We start from the raw sequence: 19,144 nt of genomic DNA on the forward strand, positions 1-19,144 counted from the left end.
AGAAAAGCAAGAGGTGGAGCCAGTTGGAGTTAGAGAAACTCTTCCATCACCCGATTTGCCAGGAAAATCCCCTCTCGTGACAAACGAATGCCTCGCTCATCAGTTTCAAGTAATCCCTGCTCAGTAAGCTTGGCAATCGCGGAAGCGGCAAAGTCTTTCAACGAGACGCCAAATCGCTGATGAAATTCCGTGAACGTGATTCCGTCAATGCGTCGCAAGCCAATGTAAATAGCTTCCCGCATGGCGTGGTCTGGCTCCAGCGTTTCTTCATCAACAACGAGAGATTCGTTCGCCTCAACTTTGGAGAGGTAACCCAGCACACTGCGGACATTCGTCTGGCGAGTCCCATTTAAGTAGCTGGAAGCCCCCGGCCCGAACGCTGCATAAGACGAACCGTTCCAGTAAGCCTGATTGTGTCGACACTCCTGACCGGGCCTGGCAAAGTTTGACAACTCATAATGGCGGTAGCCATGTCTGGTCAGGAATTGTATCCCGAGGGCGTACATCTCACGTTCCAGACCTTCATCGATCGGAGCCAGTTGGCCACGCTGCCGACGGGTATTGAACGCTGTTCCCTCTTCAAAAGTCAGCCCATAGGTTGAGATATGCTGTGGTTCACAGGCCATGGCGGCTTGCAAATCGTTTTCCCAATCTTTCAGTGACTGTCCCGGCACTCCGAAAATCAGATCCAGGGAAAGGTTCGGGATCGACTGCCTCACCCGCTCAATGATGGGGAGGATTTCGATTCCTTTGTGGTCACGTTCCAGCAGAGCCAGATGCCGATCGCTGAATGACTGCACGCCCAGGCTGATGCGATTGCAGCCAGCAGTGGCCAATGTTTCCACGACGTTTTCCGTCAGATCAAGCGGGTTCGCTTCAACGGAAAATTCGGCTGATGACTTCAGGGGAAAGGTCGTGGTCACAATTTTGAGGAACTCAGACAATGCTTCGTCTGGAAGATGCGTGGGAGTACCGCCGCCAAAGAAGAGGGTGTCTACGGGATGAGGCGTGCTCCATGCCCGTAATTCTAACTCAATGGCGCGGATATACCGGGGAATCAGATCATCTCGACCAGCAATCAGTGTAAAATCACAGTAGCCACAACGATGCCGGCAAAACGGAACATGGACGTAGACTGACTGAACCTCGTTATTGGTGATCACTGGGTTATTGGCGACCACTGGCGAGCTGCGGTTGAGCGTCTCTTTGAGAGAATGATCCAAGTAAGACGCCCTTTGGACTTGGACATTGTCTGGGTTGATTGTCCGTCATGTTGATTATCCTTCTGGTTGCTTGCTGAACCAGAATTCTTCGGAGTGTAGCCGTTACGACCGAATAATTTGAGCGAAGACCAGACTTATCTTGAATCGCAACTTGAAATAGCGCGTTGTTTTCTGGAAAGCGTGTGATCAATGGCTACGCAGGCCAATGAAAACGTGCTCGCTCCTCATCCGGCCGGCGGCCACCTTCTCTCTCAGGGAGAAGGATTTGAAAGATTCCTCACAGACTCATCGTGCTGAAGTTGCTGCTGCGCCGCATCAATCCTTCTGATTCGTATTAGACATGCAGGTGAAGCTTCTGCTGGCCGTAGGTTTCTCCTTGCCAGTACCAATGAGCCAGATGCCGAAGCTTGTCAGGTTCTTCGGGGAGCTCGATAAACAGAAACGGATCAGCCGTGATAATGACCGCTGGCGTCGTGAGCAGAGGGATTAACTTGGCGATGAACATGGCGGGCATAATCAAGCCCCCTGGTGCCAAGCCAGCGGCCAATGTTGGAGCGTATCGCTTCAGTAGGCCATCAATGGTGAAGAGTGTTTCTGAACCCATCTCTCCCATTTTTCCGATCGTCGTTGAATGCTCCGGAATTTCGGTGAAAGAACAGCCATACCGGCAATGTTCCATCTCAGCCCGGACCATGGCTCGGGCGCGGAGCTTGGCATCCTGACGGGCTTGTTTCCAGTTTTTCTGGAATTCATAGCAAGCATGGCGGATACGGCCCATGATGGCAGCGAATAGACCACGCATCAGCATGGGAACCGAAGCCACACCAGCCACAGCCCGGTAGAGCCAACCCCAGCGGAGAGCCTGCTGTTGTGCGGTCTCAATCCGCTTTCTGGCCTCATTTCGCACTTCTTCCGCGGTCACAGGGATTGGTAAACCGGCCCCGTTGACCTGATCACTGAAGAGTGGGACACCGAACCAGACGGTGGCATCCGGATGCTGGCCATAAGCTTTAGTGACTGCATTCATCACTTCTGGAGGTGGGTTGTCAGGAATCTGACTGGGGTTTTTAGTGAGTGTCATCACCAGATCACTCTGCCCCTGAATCCACAACGACTTTTCAATCAGGTGGACGATGCGGTATTCCTGCATGATCCCGGGAGTCCGTGAGATCACATGCTGAACAAATTCCGGGTCGCGAATCTGCCGCCGGTTGCCTCGGAGTGCGAGCGATACGGCTAAGTTCTGGATGGATTCCGCTTTGAGAATCTCCAGCGGCTGCCGCAAGAATCCTTGCAAGCCAAAGGAAGAGACGTCACTCAGCCAATCGGCTGTCACTTGGGGAGCATTCGCTTTAACAAGCGATTTCCGATGTCGACGTGCCACCAATTGAGACATGATGGGATCCTTCGAAGACAGAGCCTGTGGTACGAACACTCTCTCCTGACCGGCTGTTGAGCTTGTCCGCAGGCTCGTTGGCCTGCTGGCAACTCTTTGCTGAACCTGTCAAATCAGAAGGGAAGCTCCACTAACAAAGAACAAGAAGGGAGGGCGAAAAAGGTCGCCACAACAACCAAGAGTCGAGATTGTGCATTTTCTGTCTACTTGTCCATAAATTTTTTGAGAAAAATAGGAACAAGTCCACTGTAAGAGGTTTTTACCTCACTCAAGAGAAATGCCTCGACGTGAGCATCTGATTACGAATGTCAATCAGTATCAAACGCAAGTTCGGCCTGCTTACGCAAAGCGGCAAGCATGGCACGAGGAGTTTGAATCGCGAGTATTTCACCCTGCCGCTTAATAAGAACGGCGCTGCCGGCTGGAGGGAATATCCAACGCTTTGCGGTACTTAGTCACAGTGCGGCGGGCCAGGTTGAACCCGTGCTTCGCCAGTTCATCAACCAGTGCGTCATCACTGAGAGGATCGTCTTTATCTTCGTTGTCGACAATTTCTTTCAGCTTCAGCCGGATGATATGCCAGGCGACTTCTTCGCCGTCGGATGTCGTCGTGCCACCACCAAAGAATCGCTTCAGGGGAAACAGGCCACGAGGCGTCTGAATCCACTTGTCATCGACCGCGCGGGACACGGTTGTCACGTGAACTTTCACAATATCTGCGATCTGCTGCATCTTGAGCGGACAGATGAATTCGGGGCCTTGCTCCAGAAAATCAATCTGATGATCAACAATTGCCTGAGCCACGCGTTTGAGCGTGTTATGCCGCTGCTCAATGGACTCAATTAACCACTTGGCAGATTCGACTTTTCGTTTGATATATTCGCGCGTTGTGGGATCTGAGGCCCCTTGCCGCATCAGTTCCTGATAACGCTTGCTGATTCTCAGCCTGGGGGTGTATTCGTCTTCCAATCGAACGACATACTTCCCGTTTTCGTCCTGTTCAAGGAACAAATCCGGCGAGACCGTTTGCGAAGGCCGTTCTTCAAACTCGGCACCGGGATAAGGATTCAGCTTCTGAAGTTCTTTGAAAGCTTCCTTGATCAAAGCGATTGAATACCCTGTTTTTCGTTCGATCAACGGAAGGCGGTTCTGAGCAAGATCCTCCAGATGCTGGCCAATCAATACGGCCAGAACATCGCGAAAAGGGGTGTCGTCATTCAGTTGAAGGAGCAGGCATTCTTTCGCGTCACGTGCCCCCACACCCGCCGGTTCCAGCTTCTGGATCAATGACAAAGCTTGCTGGGCATCTTCGACCCGGATATGGCGACCATAAAGCTGCATGAGGTCATTCAGCGGGCTTTGCAGGCGTCCGTGATGATCAAGATTCTGGATCAGGAACTCGCCAAAATCCCGAATCTCCCGAGCGATCGAGAAATAGCCAAACTGCTCCAGCAGATGATCGTGAAGGGACTGCGGCTTCTGCGTGATATTGGCGATCATGTCGTGAGCGCGGTCACCCGCTTCATCGACACGATTTGAAGAAGGTTTGCTGCCAGAAGTGTAGTTGTCTTCAGGCCAGTCCTGCGACATTTCCAGTAGTCGCTCAAAGGCCGCTTCGCCGTTGGCGTCTCCTTCAACAGACATTTCCTTGGCGCTGGTGGGGATATCAAAAGCTTCTTCGCGGGCGTGATCCAGCTCGGCCTGCTTGCCGGGCGCGTCGGGTTCATCCAGACGCATCTCCAGACAGACGTTCTCCGACAACTCCTGTTCGATGCGTTCCTGCAATGCCATCACGGGCAGTTGCAGAATCTCCATCGATTGGATCATGCGAGGAGCCAGCCTCATTTGCTGGCTCATTTTCATATGTTGACCGAGATTAAGTTGCATCGAGCGGATCCCGGCGGACGATCAGACGGCATTTATGCGGCATGCTGACGACGATCAAACACTGATCGGCAGCCTTTCCGCGACTTCTATAAACTCAGAACGAAAGACGTCTCAACCCCTGTTTCCCAAGGGGTGATTAAAGGGAAGCGACCTGTTGATACGACCAAATGTAACTTGTAAAACGACATTGGCGTACGATTTGCTCTTGAAATCATCCCCAAGGTGAGAAATTCAAAGCCACGATCCTGTTCTCTTAGGAATTACCGTTCTTTACTGGCATTTTCTTACAAACTGTGATCGATCTTCACCAATTTTATCGAGTTGAGTGGCTTCCTTGTTTGCCGCATAGCCCATGTCGTGAACTGCGGCAGGCGTGAATCTTTGATAAATTCTCCAAAACAAAAAAATCTCAACTGAGTTGGTCTTTTCCCACTTAAAAGCTCTGGCGACCTCGCAAGGCGTCTGAAAGCATTTCCCGGTTGGCAAACTCCAGCACGCTTCCGGTGGCAATGCCTCGGGCCAGCCGGGTCACTTTGACAGGCTCATCGGCGAGAAGATTCACGATGTAAAGGGCTGTTCCGTCCCCTTCCAACGTGGGATTAGTCGCCATCACCAGTTCTCGAATCTGGCCAGACTTAACCCGTTTAACAAGCGTTGCCAGATTCAAATCGTCGGGGCCAACCCCACTCAGCGGAGCAATCCGGCCTCCCAGCACATGATAAACCCCACCAAATGTCCCCGTGGCTTCCAGCGCCAGAAGGTCACGCGGCTGCTCCACGATGCAGACCAAACCCTGATCACGCCGGCTATCCTGACAAATATCACAGACTTCCTGTTCCGTCAGGTTATGGCAGACCGAACACCGGCGAATGGCGCGGCGGACATCGCGAATGGCGGTCGCCAGTTCCAACGCCTCTTCTTCAGGGCAATCTAACAGATGCTGCGCCAGTCGCTCGGCTGACTTTGCTCCGATGCCTGGCAACGATGCCAGTTGTTGAACAAGCATCCCCACATGCTGTCCGTAGGCGTGTCGAGCAGGTTCCATCATACGCGGCATCAACAATCCTTTGGTTACGGTTCCGACTTATCTTGTTTTGTGAATTGAATTTCCATCAGAACGGGTCACACCGAACCCGCTTTTCCGCCCGGTAGCCCCTGAAGTGCCGATAGATCGCCCATCACTGACTGTGTTGCCCGGCCTGCCGCTGCCTGAGCTTCGCGCAACGCCTCGTTCGTGGCAGTGACCACACACCGAGAGATATCGTCTTCGGAATAGCCAGCACGAATTTCACAAGCCGTCATCTGGAGCAGGCCATTCACTTCGACACGCACCGGGCCGGAGAGGGCACTGAACCGCTGGGCTTCAAGCTCTGCCTGCAGCTTCTGGAATTTTCCCATCAGTTCACCAGCCTGATTGCGCATGGCCCAGAGATTGCCTGCGAGTCCTGCCAGTTGCCCAAACATTTGTCTGCTCCCTGTAATCTGTTTCCTGTGATGAATCATCCTCAGTCGTCGGAATCCTGGCCGTCATCGCTGGAGGGCGACAAGCTCGGATCAACAACGACAGCGATACGTTCCCGCTCCTGGACACGCCAGGCATTGATTCCAAACACTTCCGAAATGGTTCTGACAAACTGATCCGCCGGATCTTCAACAGTGCGGGTCACACCTTTGGCAGCCGGTGCCTTAGGAACTTGTGCTCCGCTGACGGTGCCGCTGGTTCGATTCTCCTGGCTTGAGGCATCGCTGGAGTCTCTTCTGATAACCGCCGCTGTCGTTCCTTCAGATGAGTTCGCTCCTTCTGCGACCCGTCCCGTCCCCAGCGTTTGAGCAGGAGACTTTTCCTCAACGGGCAGCGTGTGTTTCACTTCTAATGGCTCGACAGCAACAAATCTCAGGCCAACGGGTACTCCGGTTGCTTCCAGCAACTGCTGTTCCAGTTGACTGATAATTGGGGGCTGATCAAGACCCTGTAACTCAAAATCATAGTTGGCTGGAATATGAATTTCCAGTTGTTTCGGCCCAAGAATTGCACATTTCGAGACTCTTTGAAGCCACATCCCCTTCAAATCTCTGTTTCGCCTTAACAGGTACTGGAGAATCGCAGATTCCTGACCTGAAACAAACTCAACTTCTTTTACAGTCGGTTGTTGTGGCAATTCTTCGCTTTGTGATGTCGGTTCGGAACCATCGGAAGATACGGGCGCATCAACGGACGTAATCTCCTTTGCATCAGTCACTTCTGGTGATTCGCTCACCGGCGATTCTGATAGTGGCTCTGACCCCTCTAATCCAGCGGTTGAGGATACAGCGGTCGAGGATGCGGTGGTCGAGCCATCCGCCTCCTGCGAATTCAAAGCGTTCTCAGCTGTTGGCTCTGGCCCATCACTGATTGCCTGAGTTTCAATGGGAGCTGCTGCTGATTCGTCAATGATTGCCACTGACGGAAGACGTGGCGACTCTTGCAAGATTATCGTCGAAGGAGCGGCAACCTGTGTACTTTTGGTGATTGCGGGAGCAGGGAGTGATCTTGAAGCAGAGGGGGCAGGCAATGGCCGGCCTGAAGAACTGGTGTCGCTGGCGGGCTTCCCCTGAAAGCGAAGAATCAGGTCGTCCAGCCGGCTCAGATCTTCCAGCAAGGTGATACGAACAATCGCCAATTCGGTAATCGCTCGTCCCCAGGTCGCGCGGGCCATTTTGATCTTGGCCTCAGCCAGAATCTGAAGGGCCGCTGACGCGGTCTTTAATCCCCAGGCTGTCGACTGGGCTTCAACCGTTGCACGGGATGATTCACTCACTCCCAACAAGGAAATTCCTCGTGCCCCACAAGCCGACAGCATCAGGTCGCGCAAGTAGGAAACCAGTTGATCAGTGAACGCATCCAGTTGAACACCGTCATTCAATGACGCATCCAGCAGTTCCAGACTCAGGGCCTGATTACGGTCAATCATGGCTTGAACGAGTTGAATCACCCGGTCATCGCTGGCGGTGCCCAGAAGTCGGTGGACATCGTTGACTGTCACATGCTGACTGCCGAACGCCAGCACTTGATCGAACAACGACTGGCTGTCTCGCATCGAGCCATTGGCCCGACGGGAAACCAGTTCAATGGCAGCGTCATCGACCGTAAAACCTTCGGTCGAGGCAATCTGTCGTAAACGTTCGCCGATGCTCTCGATATTCACGGTGCCGAAATCAAATCGCTGGCAACGTGAGAGAATCGTATCGGGCAGCTTGTTGGGTTCAGTGGTGCAGAAGATAAACTTGACACCAGCGGGAGGCTCTTCAAGCGTCTTGAGCAGGGCGTTGAACGCTTCTTTCGTGAGCATGTGAACTTCGTCGATGATGTAAACCTTGTACCTGGTTCTCATCGACTTGACGTTCACGTTAGCGCGCAGGGATCGAATGTCGTCGATCCCGCGATTTGACGCACCGTCGATCTCGGAAACATCGACATCCTGCCCCGCAGAAACAGCAGTACAGATTTCGCATTCATTGCAGGGGACAGCATCAACGGCTTGAGGACAATTGAGGGCCTTGGCAAAAATACGGGCCATCGACGTCTTGCCCACACCACGGGCACCAGTGAAGAGATAGGCGTGCGCCACCCGTCCTTCAAGGATGGCATTGCGAAGTGTTTGCGCGATGCGATCCTGTCCCACCACTTCACTGAAGGTTTGTGGCCGGAAACGACGGGCCAGAACCGTGTAATTTTCGGTGTTCATTTCGCCTCTGCGTTGAGCACGCCTGTCGATCTGAGATCTCTTGAACCTGTCGGGAAGACCCCGAGATCAGGTTTTGACACAGATCATCGGACATCGCCGACAACATGGCAACAATCCGCAGGAGAATGACGCCAATTGCAGCAGATCAAACTCAGCCACTCTGCCTGAGATAGCCATCACAGAGCGGGCGAAACGACGGCCAGAGCAACTGAACAGGCGCCAGCCTCTGCCTGACGAACTGCAGTTATCAAACGAAAGGCGCCATCAAACGAAAAAGGGAGGCGGAAAGCTGCCCCCTTCTGCACCTGAAAACCTGATGTTTAGGGCTGCTTCCTTTCGGACCTGACCCGGTTCACACGGCCTCACCGCAGTCGGAGGCAGCTTTTCGCCCCCCACATTCAGCAATAGTTGTAATCGGCCATACCGTTGGATTGCAAGGAACCCGCCACTTTGTGAAGACTCCCACTCACCTCGTGGCATCAATCACACCATTTGATTCTCATTTTACACAGAGGCTGGCATTTTGTACAGGTCTGGCAAAAAACTGGTGTCAGTCCATATCCCTCAAAGAGAGGGCGAAGGGATGAAACTCTTGCGGGGTTTTCAGAGAGCGATGGTTCTTAAACGCTCAAGCGGGTGAATCTGGTATTGATCCGGTTCAAGGGTCTTCACGACCAATTCTTTCAGATGATCGTGATGTGTGAAGCAGATCACCTGCGTTTTTCGTGCAAGTTCTCCCAGGACGGCCAGTGTGTGACAGGCTCGCTCGTCATCAAATTGAACCAGCACATCATCGAGGATCAGAGGAAAGGGGGGATGCTGCGTCAGATATTCTTCAATCCATGCCAGCCGGATCGCCAGAAAGAGTTGATCTGCCGTTCCCGTCGACAAGGCTCCCACTTCCAGCGTACTTCCGTCATGCAGGCAGACGACCAATCGGGGTTTGTCTTCATCAATGTCGGTCTTCACTCCGGCGAAAACGCCTCCGGTCAAACGTGTGAACAAGTCGGATGCCCGCGTCAGAACTGGCCCCTGGTGTTGATCGCGATACGACTTGATCGCAGTCCTTAATAATTCTGCCGCCATTTTTAATCGCAGGTATTCACGACTTTCCTGAATGATGTCGTGCCTCAAGTCGCTGGCTTGCTCGGCGAGAGCCGCCGCCTGAGAGACACCACTCATTTGTGCCAAGTCAAGCTTGGCTCTTTCAAATCGGGCGATGGCATCCCGTTCTTTGGCTTGAAGTTCGGTAATCGTTTGTTGCCACTGGGCAATCGCTGGAGGAAGAGTGTCAGGATCAACGGCCAGTGCTTCATCGACAAGAGTCTCTAAAGAGCGATTGCCCGATTGCCGGGATAACTCGGCTTCCTGAACTTGTAAGTTAGCCAACAGCTCACGGCGCTGGCGGCACTTCTCTCGTTGCTCGGGAAACTCACTGGGAGAATTGATAGCTGCCTGCGAGCAGAATTCCGTGAGTTGTGTTTGTGTGGAATCGATTTCCTGCCGTAATGCCTCAAGGTTATGTGTCATCGTTTCCATTCGTGAACGATGATCGGCCTGCTGGTCAAATTGCTTGCGAGCGACCTTGGCTTGTTGTTCCAGTTGAATCAACAATTCCATGGCGGGAGCGGGTGAGAACGAATCACCCCAACATTGAATTGCCAACGCCTGTACCCGTTGCCTGAAGGTTTCTTCGTCCTGTTGCATGCCAGCTAATCGCTGTTCTAAACCTTCGATAGCCGGTCGAGCCTGCTCGATCATCCGGTACTGTTCGAGCAACTCGGCCAGTTCATCGGAAGGGGGGATCTCGTTCCATCCGGCTTGCTGACAGGCGGTTTCCCAGGCCAGATTCCAGGCCGACAGCGCGGTCTCCAGTTCCTGCTTTGTCCGATGAATTCGCTCCTGATCGGTACTGAGCCTCTGCAACTCGACAGTGCGAATTTCTGACGCTCGAAGCTGTTCGGAGAGTTGCTGAAGGTGATGAGAGAGGAAAGCTTCACTTGCTTTCAAGGAGACAATCGACTGATCAGGGAAGTCCAGAGACCACCTTCGTGTGAACTCATCCACAACCGTTGTGAAACTCTCCAGCTTGTGACGGAGTTCTTTCCACTGTTGATATTTCTCTGTCAGTTCGGTTCCTGTTCTTCTCCAGCCCAGCATTTCGCGAGGTGACCTGGCTGGTACAGGCAGGTTTTTCCACTCGGCCTGCCAGAGCATGAGGGTTTGAGCTTCGGCTGCTTTGGCCTGTTGGCAAAGTTCGTTCTGTTGCTGCTGAGCAAACTGGGTTTGTTCAATCTGCAACTTCAATTCGAGGTCACGGTTCACGTTGGCGGCATGGGTGAAGAGCGCGTCAGCTAATTGATCCGCTTTCTCCATGGCCTGCGTCACTTCAGCTGCCAGAGTGGCCAGTGGTTCTTCACTTTGTTGATAGCGATTCCACAGTTCATCACGTGATTGACGGGCTGCTGTCAGATCTTCCACATGGACATGCAGGACAAGATTTCGGAACGTCTGCTGTTCGTTGATCAGACGATCCAATTTGGCTTGAAGATCTGTCAGTAACTGTTCGTGCTGTTGAACCGAGCTTCGCTTTGCGTCCCCTGCGTCTTTACAGGCATCGATCGTCTCCAGCGTTGGCCATGCCTGGCCACAGATTAACTCCAGTAATTCACTGGCGTCATTCATCGAAGCCAACTTGGGCAAAGTCTTTGAATTCTTATGCTGGTGCATCGCGTTCAAAGAGTTTGCCAGTTGAAGAATCCCCGATTCGATGGTCAGTTGCTCTGTTCGCCAGTTGTTAGCCTCCAATTCCTGCGACAACAACGAAGTGACTTCGGCGTGCCATGTCTGGCCGTCAATCTGTTGCTTGTTCAACGAGTCCTTATCGACTGACGCCCCTGTGGCCAATCGGGCCTTGTCGTCGATCAAGGCCTGGTTTTGCCGGGCCAACGCGCTTTGCCGTTCATCGAGAACGGCTTTTTCCGAGCGAAGAGTTTCAAACTGTTTACGCACCTTTCGAGACAACGGAGCAAAGGCTCCCTCACTGACTCCATAGAGCCGTTGTGAAGCTGTGGCGTAGGATTGCTTTTGCTTTTGCAGCTCTTCCTGTATGCCCAATGAATCCTGGCGAGCCTTCCGAATGAAGCCGCGTGATTCGATCAGGTCGGCCAAAAGCTGTTCAATCTCCAGCCAGACGGGATCAACGGCTGTCTGTTGGCTGGCCTGGGTTTCTCGTTGTTCTTTTTCTGCTGAGAGATAGGCTCGTTGTTCGCTCGCTTTGCGATGTTGTTCACTGACGCGAGCAACATTGGCAAAGAATTCTTCGTCAAGCCACGGCAAGGCTTCAAAGGTGGCCAGTTGTTGTTGAATCCGTTTCCAGGCACGGGCTGGTGCGCAAGCCGCATGCAATCGCAAAAGCTGGTTGCACTGGATTTCAGCAAGGCTGCGTTGCTGACGCAGGTTTTCAAGCTCGGTCTGTGATGACTCAAACTCCTGCTGAATGACTCGCCAGGCCTGGGGCTTCACCGCCACCTGATTGATGGATGTCGTCAAGGTGGCATGTTCTTGGAGGTGACTATTCAAGCGAGGATTTCGGGCGCGGGGAGAAAATAGCTCAGCGGCCTCTTTCTCCAATTGCGCCAGCACTTGCGGAACCCCGCTCAACTGTGATCCGGCAAACAGGATGGCTCCGACATCCCCTTCGGAAGAGAGCAGTTCCAATCCTCCGCGAACCAGACTGGCATGATCCAGTCCGAAGAAACGCTCGAAGCGCGGCCGATCCACAGCGCCCAATCGGTTTTGCAACAAGGCCTCCGGGATGACGGTGGAATCGTCCAGCGTTCGCAGTGATTGAGTGGCCGTTTTGCGGCGGAGGAAGGAGAGTTCTTCGCCATCATCCAGCAACAGGGAAAGCCCGACTCGCCGGTCACGATATGACTGAAAAAACTCGCCATCAACCGGGGTTCTGGGGTAACCGTAAAAGGCGTCACCCAAAGCTCTGAGTACGGTACTTTTGCCCGCTTCGTTTGGCCCGGAAATTAGGTGCAGCCCGCGGGTGGGATCGAGCGGCCAGGTTGTTTTTTTGAATGGCCCGATGTTTTCCAGATGAATCGCGGTGATCTTCATGACTGCGCTCCTTGAGAACGTGATTCGTGAAGTCCTGTCAACCGCGATGCCAGGATCGCCAATGCTTCATTTTGCAACCCTTCCCAGGCAACCTGGTGGGTGGAGCCTGAGTCCGATGAAGGCAAAATTTCCGTGAGAGAGATTTCCGGGGGTAACTTTTTCCGCAGCTCATCCCAGGTTTCTTTGAGTCGCTGATCCACAGCTTCCGGTAATCCCCTTGTGCTGGTTTCCATGCCTGAGTCTGTGGCGTTTGACAGAGGAGACTCTGCAGACCGGGGAGACCCTGCCAGTGTGAGCAGTTCTTGATGAATGCTGTCTGATTCCCCCAACAATGCGTGATTGCGCTGACGATGGTGCGTGCGAAGAGAGGTCTCTTCCAGCCACCAATGGCCACTTCCCTGCTGCATCACCAGGCTTTGTACTTCGGCTTGAAGATCTCGCTCGCGGTCAAGCAGTTGGCCATGTAATGGCGTCTCACCCGATAGCTCGACACGCAGGGCGTGAGGCCTGGGATCGCACGTTTGCCCGAATGCCCGCAAGCGTTCATCGACGAGGGTTAACACGCCATTCCAGGTTGTTGCGCCACTCACATTGACGGGTAAGAGTTCCCACCGAAAGACATCCAGCACTAATGACCTGCGGCTCACAATCCCGGTCGCGTCGTAGTCGACGATCTCGCAACCTTTGGGGCCGGTTTCGCGGATATGTCGTCCCTGAAGGTTGCCGGGGAAGACGGCGACGCTTCCATTCGCCAGTGCAAATTCCTGTCGTTTGTGGATATGGCCGAGTGCCCAATAGTCGTAACTTTTGCGGGCCAGATCATCGAGATTACACGGGGCGTAGTTGGCGTGCCCTTCCAGTCCTGTGAGAGCGGTATGCAGAATGCCGACATTAATGAGGCCGCCAATGCGGTCGGGATATTGAGCGGCCAGATTGGTAAAGACTTCCCGATTCGCAAACCCCTGCCCGTGCAATGCCAGACCGGCATGATCGAGAGTGACGGTTTCCGCTTCGTTGACGCTGAGTGCCCGGACGTTGGCAGGCAATCGCAGTTCGCGCGTCATGACCGATTGTGCATCGTGGTTCCCTGCAATGAGCACAATGGGAATCTTTGCATCGGCCAGTTTCTGTGCCTGCCTGACAAAAAACAGCCCCGTCTGATGATCCTTCCAGTCCCCATCGTAGAGATCACCGGCAATGACGACGGCGGTCACCTGCTCACGAATGGCGGCATCAACCAGTGATTCAAAAGCTCGCCTGGGTGCTTGCTGAATCTCGCTCGCCGGTGCGCTGGCATCGCGCGAAAGGCCACTCCGGGGGCTGTCAAGGTGCAAGTCGGCAACGTGCAGAAAACGCGACATGAAAAAGTCATTTTCCAGCGGCAAACGATGGGTTAAAGATCTTGCGGGCATTGTGAGACGTTCTTGTCTCGCGAGTTGTCCCGAATGGAACATACTGATGAAATCTAGCCGCGATTGCGATTAAGTCTGGCAAACTCATCTCATGGCCACGGGCCATACTGCCTGGCAAAAGAGGAACAGTCTGGGAACTAGAGTTTGCTTCCCAGAACTTGCAGCCTGGCCGCAATGACGGCGTGAAAGATCAGGCTGACCAGTGAAATGGCCATCAGGTTAATACAAATGCCTGCAAACGTGGAAAAAGGGTCGCGATTCATGTTGCTCAGAGCCATCAGCAGATAAATAAACGGGCAGCAACTGCTACTGAAAATCATGATCACAAAACTGAGCGGCAACGCTCCCCATTTGAGAAACAGCGATAATGTGGCAACCAGGTGGTAAAAAATGACCACCACGCTGGCCATTCCCCAGAATCCGGGTTCTGTCAGGACTCTTGCCAAAGAATCCCACATCCGGTCAGGGGAAGCGCTGACCATCGTCAGGCCGACCCAGGCGATGGCTAGCGAAACCAGGGTGGGGATGACCCCCAGCAGACATCCCGCCGCTTTAGAATAAGCGATGTACGCGACAGATCGTGGCAGCATCAGCAGGGCCGAGAGCGTCTGCGACTGGATTTCCGTCTGAAAGACTCTCGAACTGTAGATTGCTCCTTCAAGAACCATAACAAAGGTGAAGGCCGACAAAGCCGTGACGAAAAACTGCTCGAGATTGAAGTAATCCGTCAACTGATGATTTCTATCGATGATGACAATCCAGACATGGATCAGCAGCACCACACCCCAGATCAGAAACTGCCGCAGGACTAGCCAGCGTGGGCCACCTGTCAGGAAGTAAAAATCTTTCCAGATAAAAGGATTTCCCCAGGCTTGTCCTAATGGAGAACGTCGTTTTTTTCCTACAGCGAGTGGCATGAAGAGGTTTCGTTCTGCCACAAAATTCGGCCGTTCGTAACGGGTCAGTCTGTCGAATAGCAACCAGGCGAACCCGAACATGAAAAAACCGATGACAAGGTTGGAAATCACCTGGGTGGTGGCCAACAGGTTGAGACGACTTTGCCAGATGGCCCAACTCCACTGAGAGATCGGATTCCCGTCATCATCAAGCACGATCAGATCACTCAAATCTCCGTAGCCGGAACTGACGATGACTGAAAGCTGATTCATAATCGAGATTTGCTCGAGAAATTGGCAGAGGGAAGCGATAGTTCCCAGAAATAGCGAGTTAGCGCTGCCTGAATTCTGGATCTCGGTATTGATGGCACCGGCAATGACGGGAGTGAAAAAGTAGGCAATCACCAGACAGACTGTCATCGCGGCGGCTGTGCCTCCGCGTGCACAAATCACCGAGGAAACCAGCCCCGCATTGGCCAGCATCACAATGAAAGCCCCCAGCGCAACATAAGCTGCCAGGATCTGCTCCAGTGTGGCTCCTCCCAGCGTAATGGCCAGCAGCGTGAAGGGAATTTGAATCGCCAGCAAAATCAGGGCACTCAACATCCGGCTGGTCGATTTTCCCAGCAGAATGGCCAGTGGGCTAATGCCGGCCATGCGCAGGAGTCCGAGCGTGGATTCTTCTTTTTCTTCAGTGATGACGGTCGAAAAATAGGTGATCCCCGAGAAGAAAATGGCCATGAAGTTGAGCCAGGCAATCATCTGAAAAAAACGCAGGCCAGGGGCACCGAAGCTGGCAGCTCCCGCCTGGGCAATCAGTAGTGAAACATATAACGCCAGCACGAAGCCTAAACGAAAGATATTCGGCCCGAGTTGCCGAGCATCCAGCCGTAATGACCGGCCCAGTAGTGCCGCGATTCCGTGGTACATAGATATTTACCGCAACAGGCTCAAGGCGAAGTGTCAGACAAATAAAGAGAAGCTGTGTCTCATCAGTTCTTGATCAGCGAACCCCGGCTGTGGTCAGATCCATGAAGGCTTCGTTGAGATGTCGGCGGTCTTCACTGAAGCTGAGCAGGGGGACTCCCAGCGATGCCACTTTAATGACTAACTGGTTGGCATCAGTTCGCAAAGGATCGAACTCAATGCGATAGCCCGCTCCTTCGCCCGCTTTCTCTGAGGACATGACTCCTTCGACTTGCGAGAGCAATTCGGTCATTTCGGGAGATCCGGGGGCGAATTCAAACCGCAATCCATTTCTTCCTTGTGGGCGAACCAGCAGTTCATTGATGCGACCAGAAAAACGAATCTCTCCCCGATCGATAATCGTGACGGCATCGCAGAGTTCTGCAAGCTCTGACAGGATGTGCGAACTGATGAAGATGGTCTTCCCCATCCCCTTTAAGGCACGGAGAATTTCCATCAATTCGATTCGTGCCCGAGGATCCAGCCCTGAAGCCGGTTCGTCCAATAACAGGAGGTCTGGGTCATTGACCAGAACACGCGCCAACCCGACTCGCTGCTGCATGCCCCGCGACAAACCGGAAATTAAGTCTCCTTCCCGATGCTGCATATCAACCAGGGTGAGAACCTGCTCAATGACTTCCAGACGACGCTTGGGAGCGAGGCCGTAAGCGGCGGCAAAGAAGTCGAGATACTCATTGACCGTCATCTGTCGGTAGGTACTAAAATGATCCGGCATGAAGCCGATCTGAGTCCGAACTTCGCGAATGTGATCAACCACATCTTTCCCAAAGACTCTCACCCGTCCTGTCTGCGGTTGCAGCAGCGTACAGATCAACTTGAGCGAGGTCGTTTTACCGGCCCCGTTAGGCCCGACAAATCCGTGCAGTGAGCCTCGTTCTACGGCAAATGAGACCCGGTCGAGAGCTTTTTTTCCCTGAAAACGATGGGTCACATTGTGTAGTGAAATGGCAAAGTTATTGCTGGCCCAATCCACTGGAGATTCAGGTTGAGCAGAAGTTCCGGACTCCGTGGCCTTGGAGGGGTGCTCTGGGGGATGGTTATCAGCCGCTGGATGAGAGGTGGCCTCTGTCATAACGTTCCTACGTTCGTCAATGGATCGTTGTGGTGATGATGTGGCGTGTGGTGTTTTTTGTCAGAAATAATGGTGGTTAATCAACCCTCACCCCAACCCTCTCCCGCAGGCGGGAGAGGGAGTTTTTCTGAGAATTCTTGGCCGTAAAAATTGAGAAACAAGATCACTCGAGGTTCAATTCATTACCCGGTCTTCTTCCAGAAACGGCACCTGTCAAAGACTGAAAAATCAGGCTTATGGGATCGCTAAGTTGTCTGCCACGGGAAGCACATAGGCCACCCAGCCTTGCTGAAGAAAATCGTCTTTACGAATCATGACTTGTTCCGGAAGTGGAGCGAACATGACGGCGTAAGCCTTCCCCGGGGGAAGCATGACTTCTTTTGAAGAATCTCGCATCGCAACACCGGCCACACGGGCGATCACCAGCGGAGTCACCTTGGCAAGAAACTGTTCTTGCGACATTTGATCTTTTCGCATGTGCAGCGGCAAAGCCACCATCTGTTGACCCGCATTGATAAAATCACCCAGTTTGGTACGGCTTTGACGAAGATCCCAGGTTGTGATTTTCTTCGAGGATGAGTCGCTGCCCGTGAGAGTTTTTCTACCTGGGTTGTCTGGAATACCCTCTGGCAATGATTCATTCGCGAGATCAGAGTCGGCAGCTTTTCGAGTTTGACGCAAGGTGACGACCTGATTGCCGCTGATGAAGAATCCTGACTGAGGTTCTGTGGGAAAGGTTCCTTCAATTCGCAAGAGAGTGAATCGACTGGCTGCCAGGTCGATGGTTTCATTGCTGGCGGGATCATCGCTGGTGTCGAGATTGTCAGATTCCGTGGTGACGGAGTTCACTGCGGGGGGCATGGGGTGCCCTGAGACAGAACCGCGAGGAACCAGGGTCACACGAGGAACAGGCATCTCCAGTCGTTCACGAAACGTAAACTCACGGTGAGAAAAGGGGGGGAAGTTGAGATTGAACATGCCGTCCGTTCCTCCACGAATGGCTCCCTGAACGGACTCTTGCGTTTGACAGGTGGAATAGAGCAGTCCGGTTCCTTTGTGTTGCAGACTTTTCTGGCCGCTCGAAGTGACAAAGGCACTGGCCCAGCCTTCGACATCCCAGGCATTGGCAGCCACAGGCCGAAGAATGGCGATGGTGTTCAATTGCGTCTGCTCGCCATAACCTCGCTGTCCCAGCACCTGAAAGATCAAGGCAAAGACGAGAACCCCGCCCAATGTGACGGCAAAAGTGATGCGGTAACTTTTCCAATACTGACCGGCCAACCAGGCTCCGGGAAAGATTAACGCGATATAGATCCACGATAAGACATGAATGAAAACCCAGGCATGATCGGGACTGGTCAGGTCTTGAAGTGAGTTGAAAAAACCCTGGCCCCAATAGTCGCCGCCCTCATAGTTCATGACATTGTATTGCTGCCAATTCTGGCCCTTCTCTTTCTCGGCAAAGGCCAGTCCCAGCATTTCATGGATTTCGCTTGCTGAGAGTTTGGAGAGGTTTTGATCGTGCCTGACAACGCTGCCGTCATAATACGCCAGATGATTCAAGGGGGAGTTCAAGGCTGCCAAAGCCCCTTTGAATGTGGGGAGAGTTCCTGAGATTCCCGGAGCCACATGCAATTGGCCACCTTTGGCGATCCAGTCCAATAAGGCGCGGGAGCGGGCTTCTTCCCATTCAGGCTGGTGATCCAGCACGATGTGTGAGATTTGAGAAATTCCCGCGGTTGTCACCGGAAAAAAGGATTCTTCAATCTTCGCGATGCCTGGAAGTCCCTGGCTGAGAGCACTGCTCTTCACAATCTGGAACACGGGTGATTCGTCGGTTCCGGGGGGATTGATTGTCACCCAGCCTGGCTGATTGGTCAGCGACAACTGCCAGTTTTCATAGGGATCTGTGACAAACACATTGAACTGAACAATCCGCTCGGAGTTCGGGCCAAGGAACACCGGTTCCACATACATGGCATCGACGGGGTTTGTGCCGGTAAATTTCCGAATGCGCACCGCCCCTTCATACGGCTCGGACTGGTTGTTTTTCAGAATCACGGAGAGCAGGTTGAAGTGCCTCATCCGTACGTTTCCCGTCATGCCCCAACGGGTTGAAACGACTTCCACCGCTTCAGCCACATTTGCATAGACCGTGAATAAAACGAGGGAGAGCAGAGCGCCGACGACTCGACAATGAAGTGTGTGACTGAAGCACCACGGTCGACTCGACGGCAGGCGATACATGGAGAAAACCCCGTTTCCATTCAGAACTATCGGGCAATGAGTCCGTGGACGATCTCTTGATCTTTCACACAGAGCATTCCAGAAACCTACCGGATTGACCAAGCCTCGAAAAGCACGTGTTCCAAGATTCCCGGGAATCGGGCGAAGACACGTCTTCTCACGACATGTCGTCGC

Annotated in this window: 11 protein-coding genes and 1 other RNA gene; all 12 read right to left on the bottom strand. The window is 53.2% G+C overall.

What is annotated here, in order from left to right; translation table 11 throughout:
* Positions 1–29: 29 nt before the first annotated feature.
* On the bottom strand, positions 30–1,223 hold the full coding sequence (hemW, locus tag SH287x_RS13230) for a radical SAM family heme chaperone HemW (protein WP_479514786.1): 1,194 nt from the start codon (positions 1,221–1,223) through the stop codon (positions 30–32).
* Between the two features lie 334 nt (positions 1,224–1,557).
* Positions 1,558–2,619, bottom strand: a complete 1,062-nt coding sequence (locus tag SH287x_RS13235; protein ID WP_479514787.1) for a hypothetical protein — start codon at positions 2,617–2,619, stop codon at positions 1,558–1,560.
* Between the two features lie 399 nt (positions 2,620–3,018).
* Complete coding sequence (rpoN, locus tag SH287x_RS13240) at positions 3,019–4,506, bottom strand: RNA polymerase factor sigma-54 (protein ID WP_479514788.1); 1,488 nt, start codon at positions 4,504–4,506, stop codon at positions 3,019–3,021.
* 433 nt (positions 4,507–4,939) lie between these two features.
* On the bottom strand, positions 4,940–5,563 hold the full coding sequence (recR, locus tag SH287x_RS13245; protein ID WP_479514789.1) for a recombination mediator RecR: 624 nt from the start codon (positions 5,561–5,563) through the stop codon (positions 4,940–4,942).
* A 65-nt stretch (positions 5,564–5,628) separates the two neighbouring features.
* Positions 5,629–5,970: a YbaB/EbfC family nucleoid-associated protein gene (locus SH287x_RS13250; RefSeq protein WP_479514790.1), complete on the bottom strand. Its 342-nt coding sequence runs from the start codon at positions 5,968–5,970 to the stop codon at positions 5,629–5,631.
* Between the two features lie 41 nt (positions 5,971–6,011).
* A complete protein-coding gene (gene dnaX / locus SH287x_RS13255) occupies positions 6,012–8,231 on the bottom strand; it encodes a DNA polymerase III subunit gamma/tau (protein WP_479514791.1) in 2,220 nt (739 codons plus the stop codon).
* Positions 8,232–8,516: 285 nt separating this feature from the next.
* An RNA gene (ffs, locus tag SH287x_RS13260) (signal recognition particle sRNA small type) lies at positions 8,517–8,613 on the bottom strand.
* A 221-nt stretch (positions 8,614–8,834) separates the two neighbouring features.
* Positions 8,835–12,356, bottom strand: a complete 3,522-nt coding sequence (locus SH287x_RS13265; RefSeq protein WP_479514792.1) for an AAA family ATPase — start codon at positions 12,354–12,356, stop codon at positions 8,835–8,837.
* A complete protein-coding gene (locus SH287x_RS13270; RefSeq protein WP_479514793.1) occupies positions 12,353–13,717 on the bottom strand; it encodes a metallophosphoesterase family protein in 1,365 nt (454 codons plus the stop codon). The genes SH287x_RS13265 and SH287x_RS13270 overlap by 4 nt, the downstream gene beginning before the upstream one ends.
* 188 nt (positions 13,718–13,905) lie before the next feature.
* Positions 13,906–15,594, bottom strand: a complete 1,689-nt coding sequence (locus tag SH287x_RS13275; protein ID WP_479514794.1) for a hypothetical protein — start codon at positions 15,592–15,594, stop codon at positions 13,906–13,908.
* 73 nt (positions 15,595–15,667) lie between these two features.
* The gene (locus tag SH287x_RS13280; protein WP_479514795.1) at positions 15,668–16,723 is read right to left on the bottom strand and encodes an ABC transporter ATP-binding protein; all 1,056 of its coding nucleotides are present in this window, start codon (positions 16,721–16,723) and stop codon (positions 15,668–15,670) included.
* 234 nt (positions 16,724–16,957) lie between these two features.
* On the bottom strand, positions 16,958–18,970 hold the full coding sequence (locus SH287x_RS13285) for a hypothetical protein (protein ID WP_479514796.1): 2,013 nt from the start codon (positions 18,968–18,970) through the stop codon (positions 16,958–16,960).
* Positions 18,971–19,144: the final 174 nt, after the last annotated feature.

It is taken from the genome of Planctopirus sp. SH287 (genome assembly GCF_056500625.1).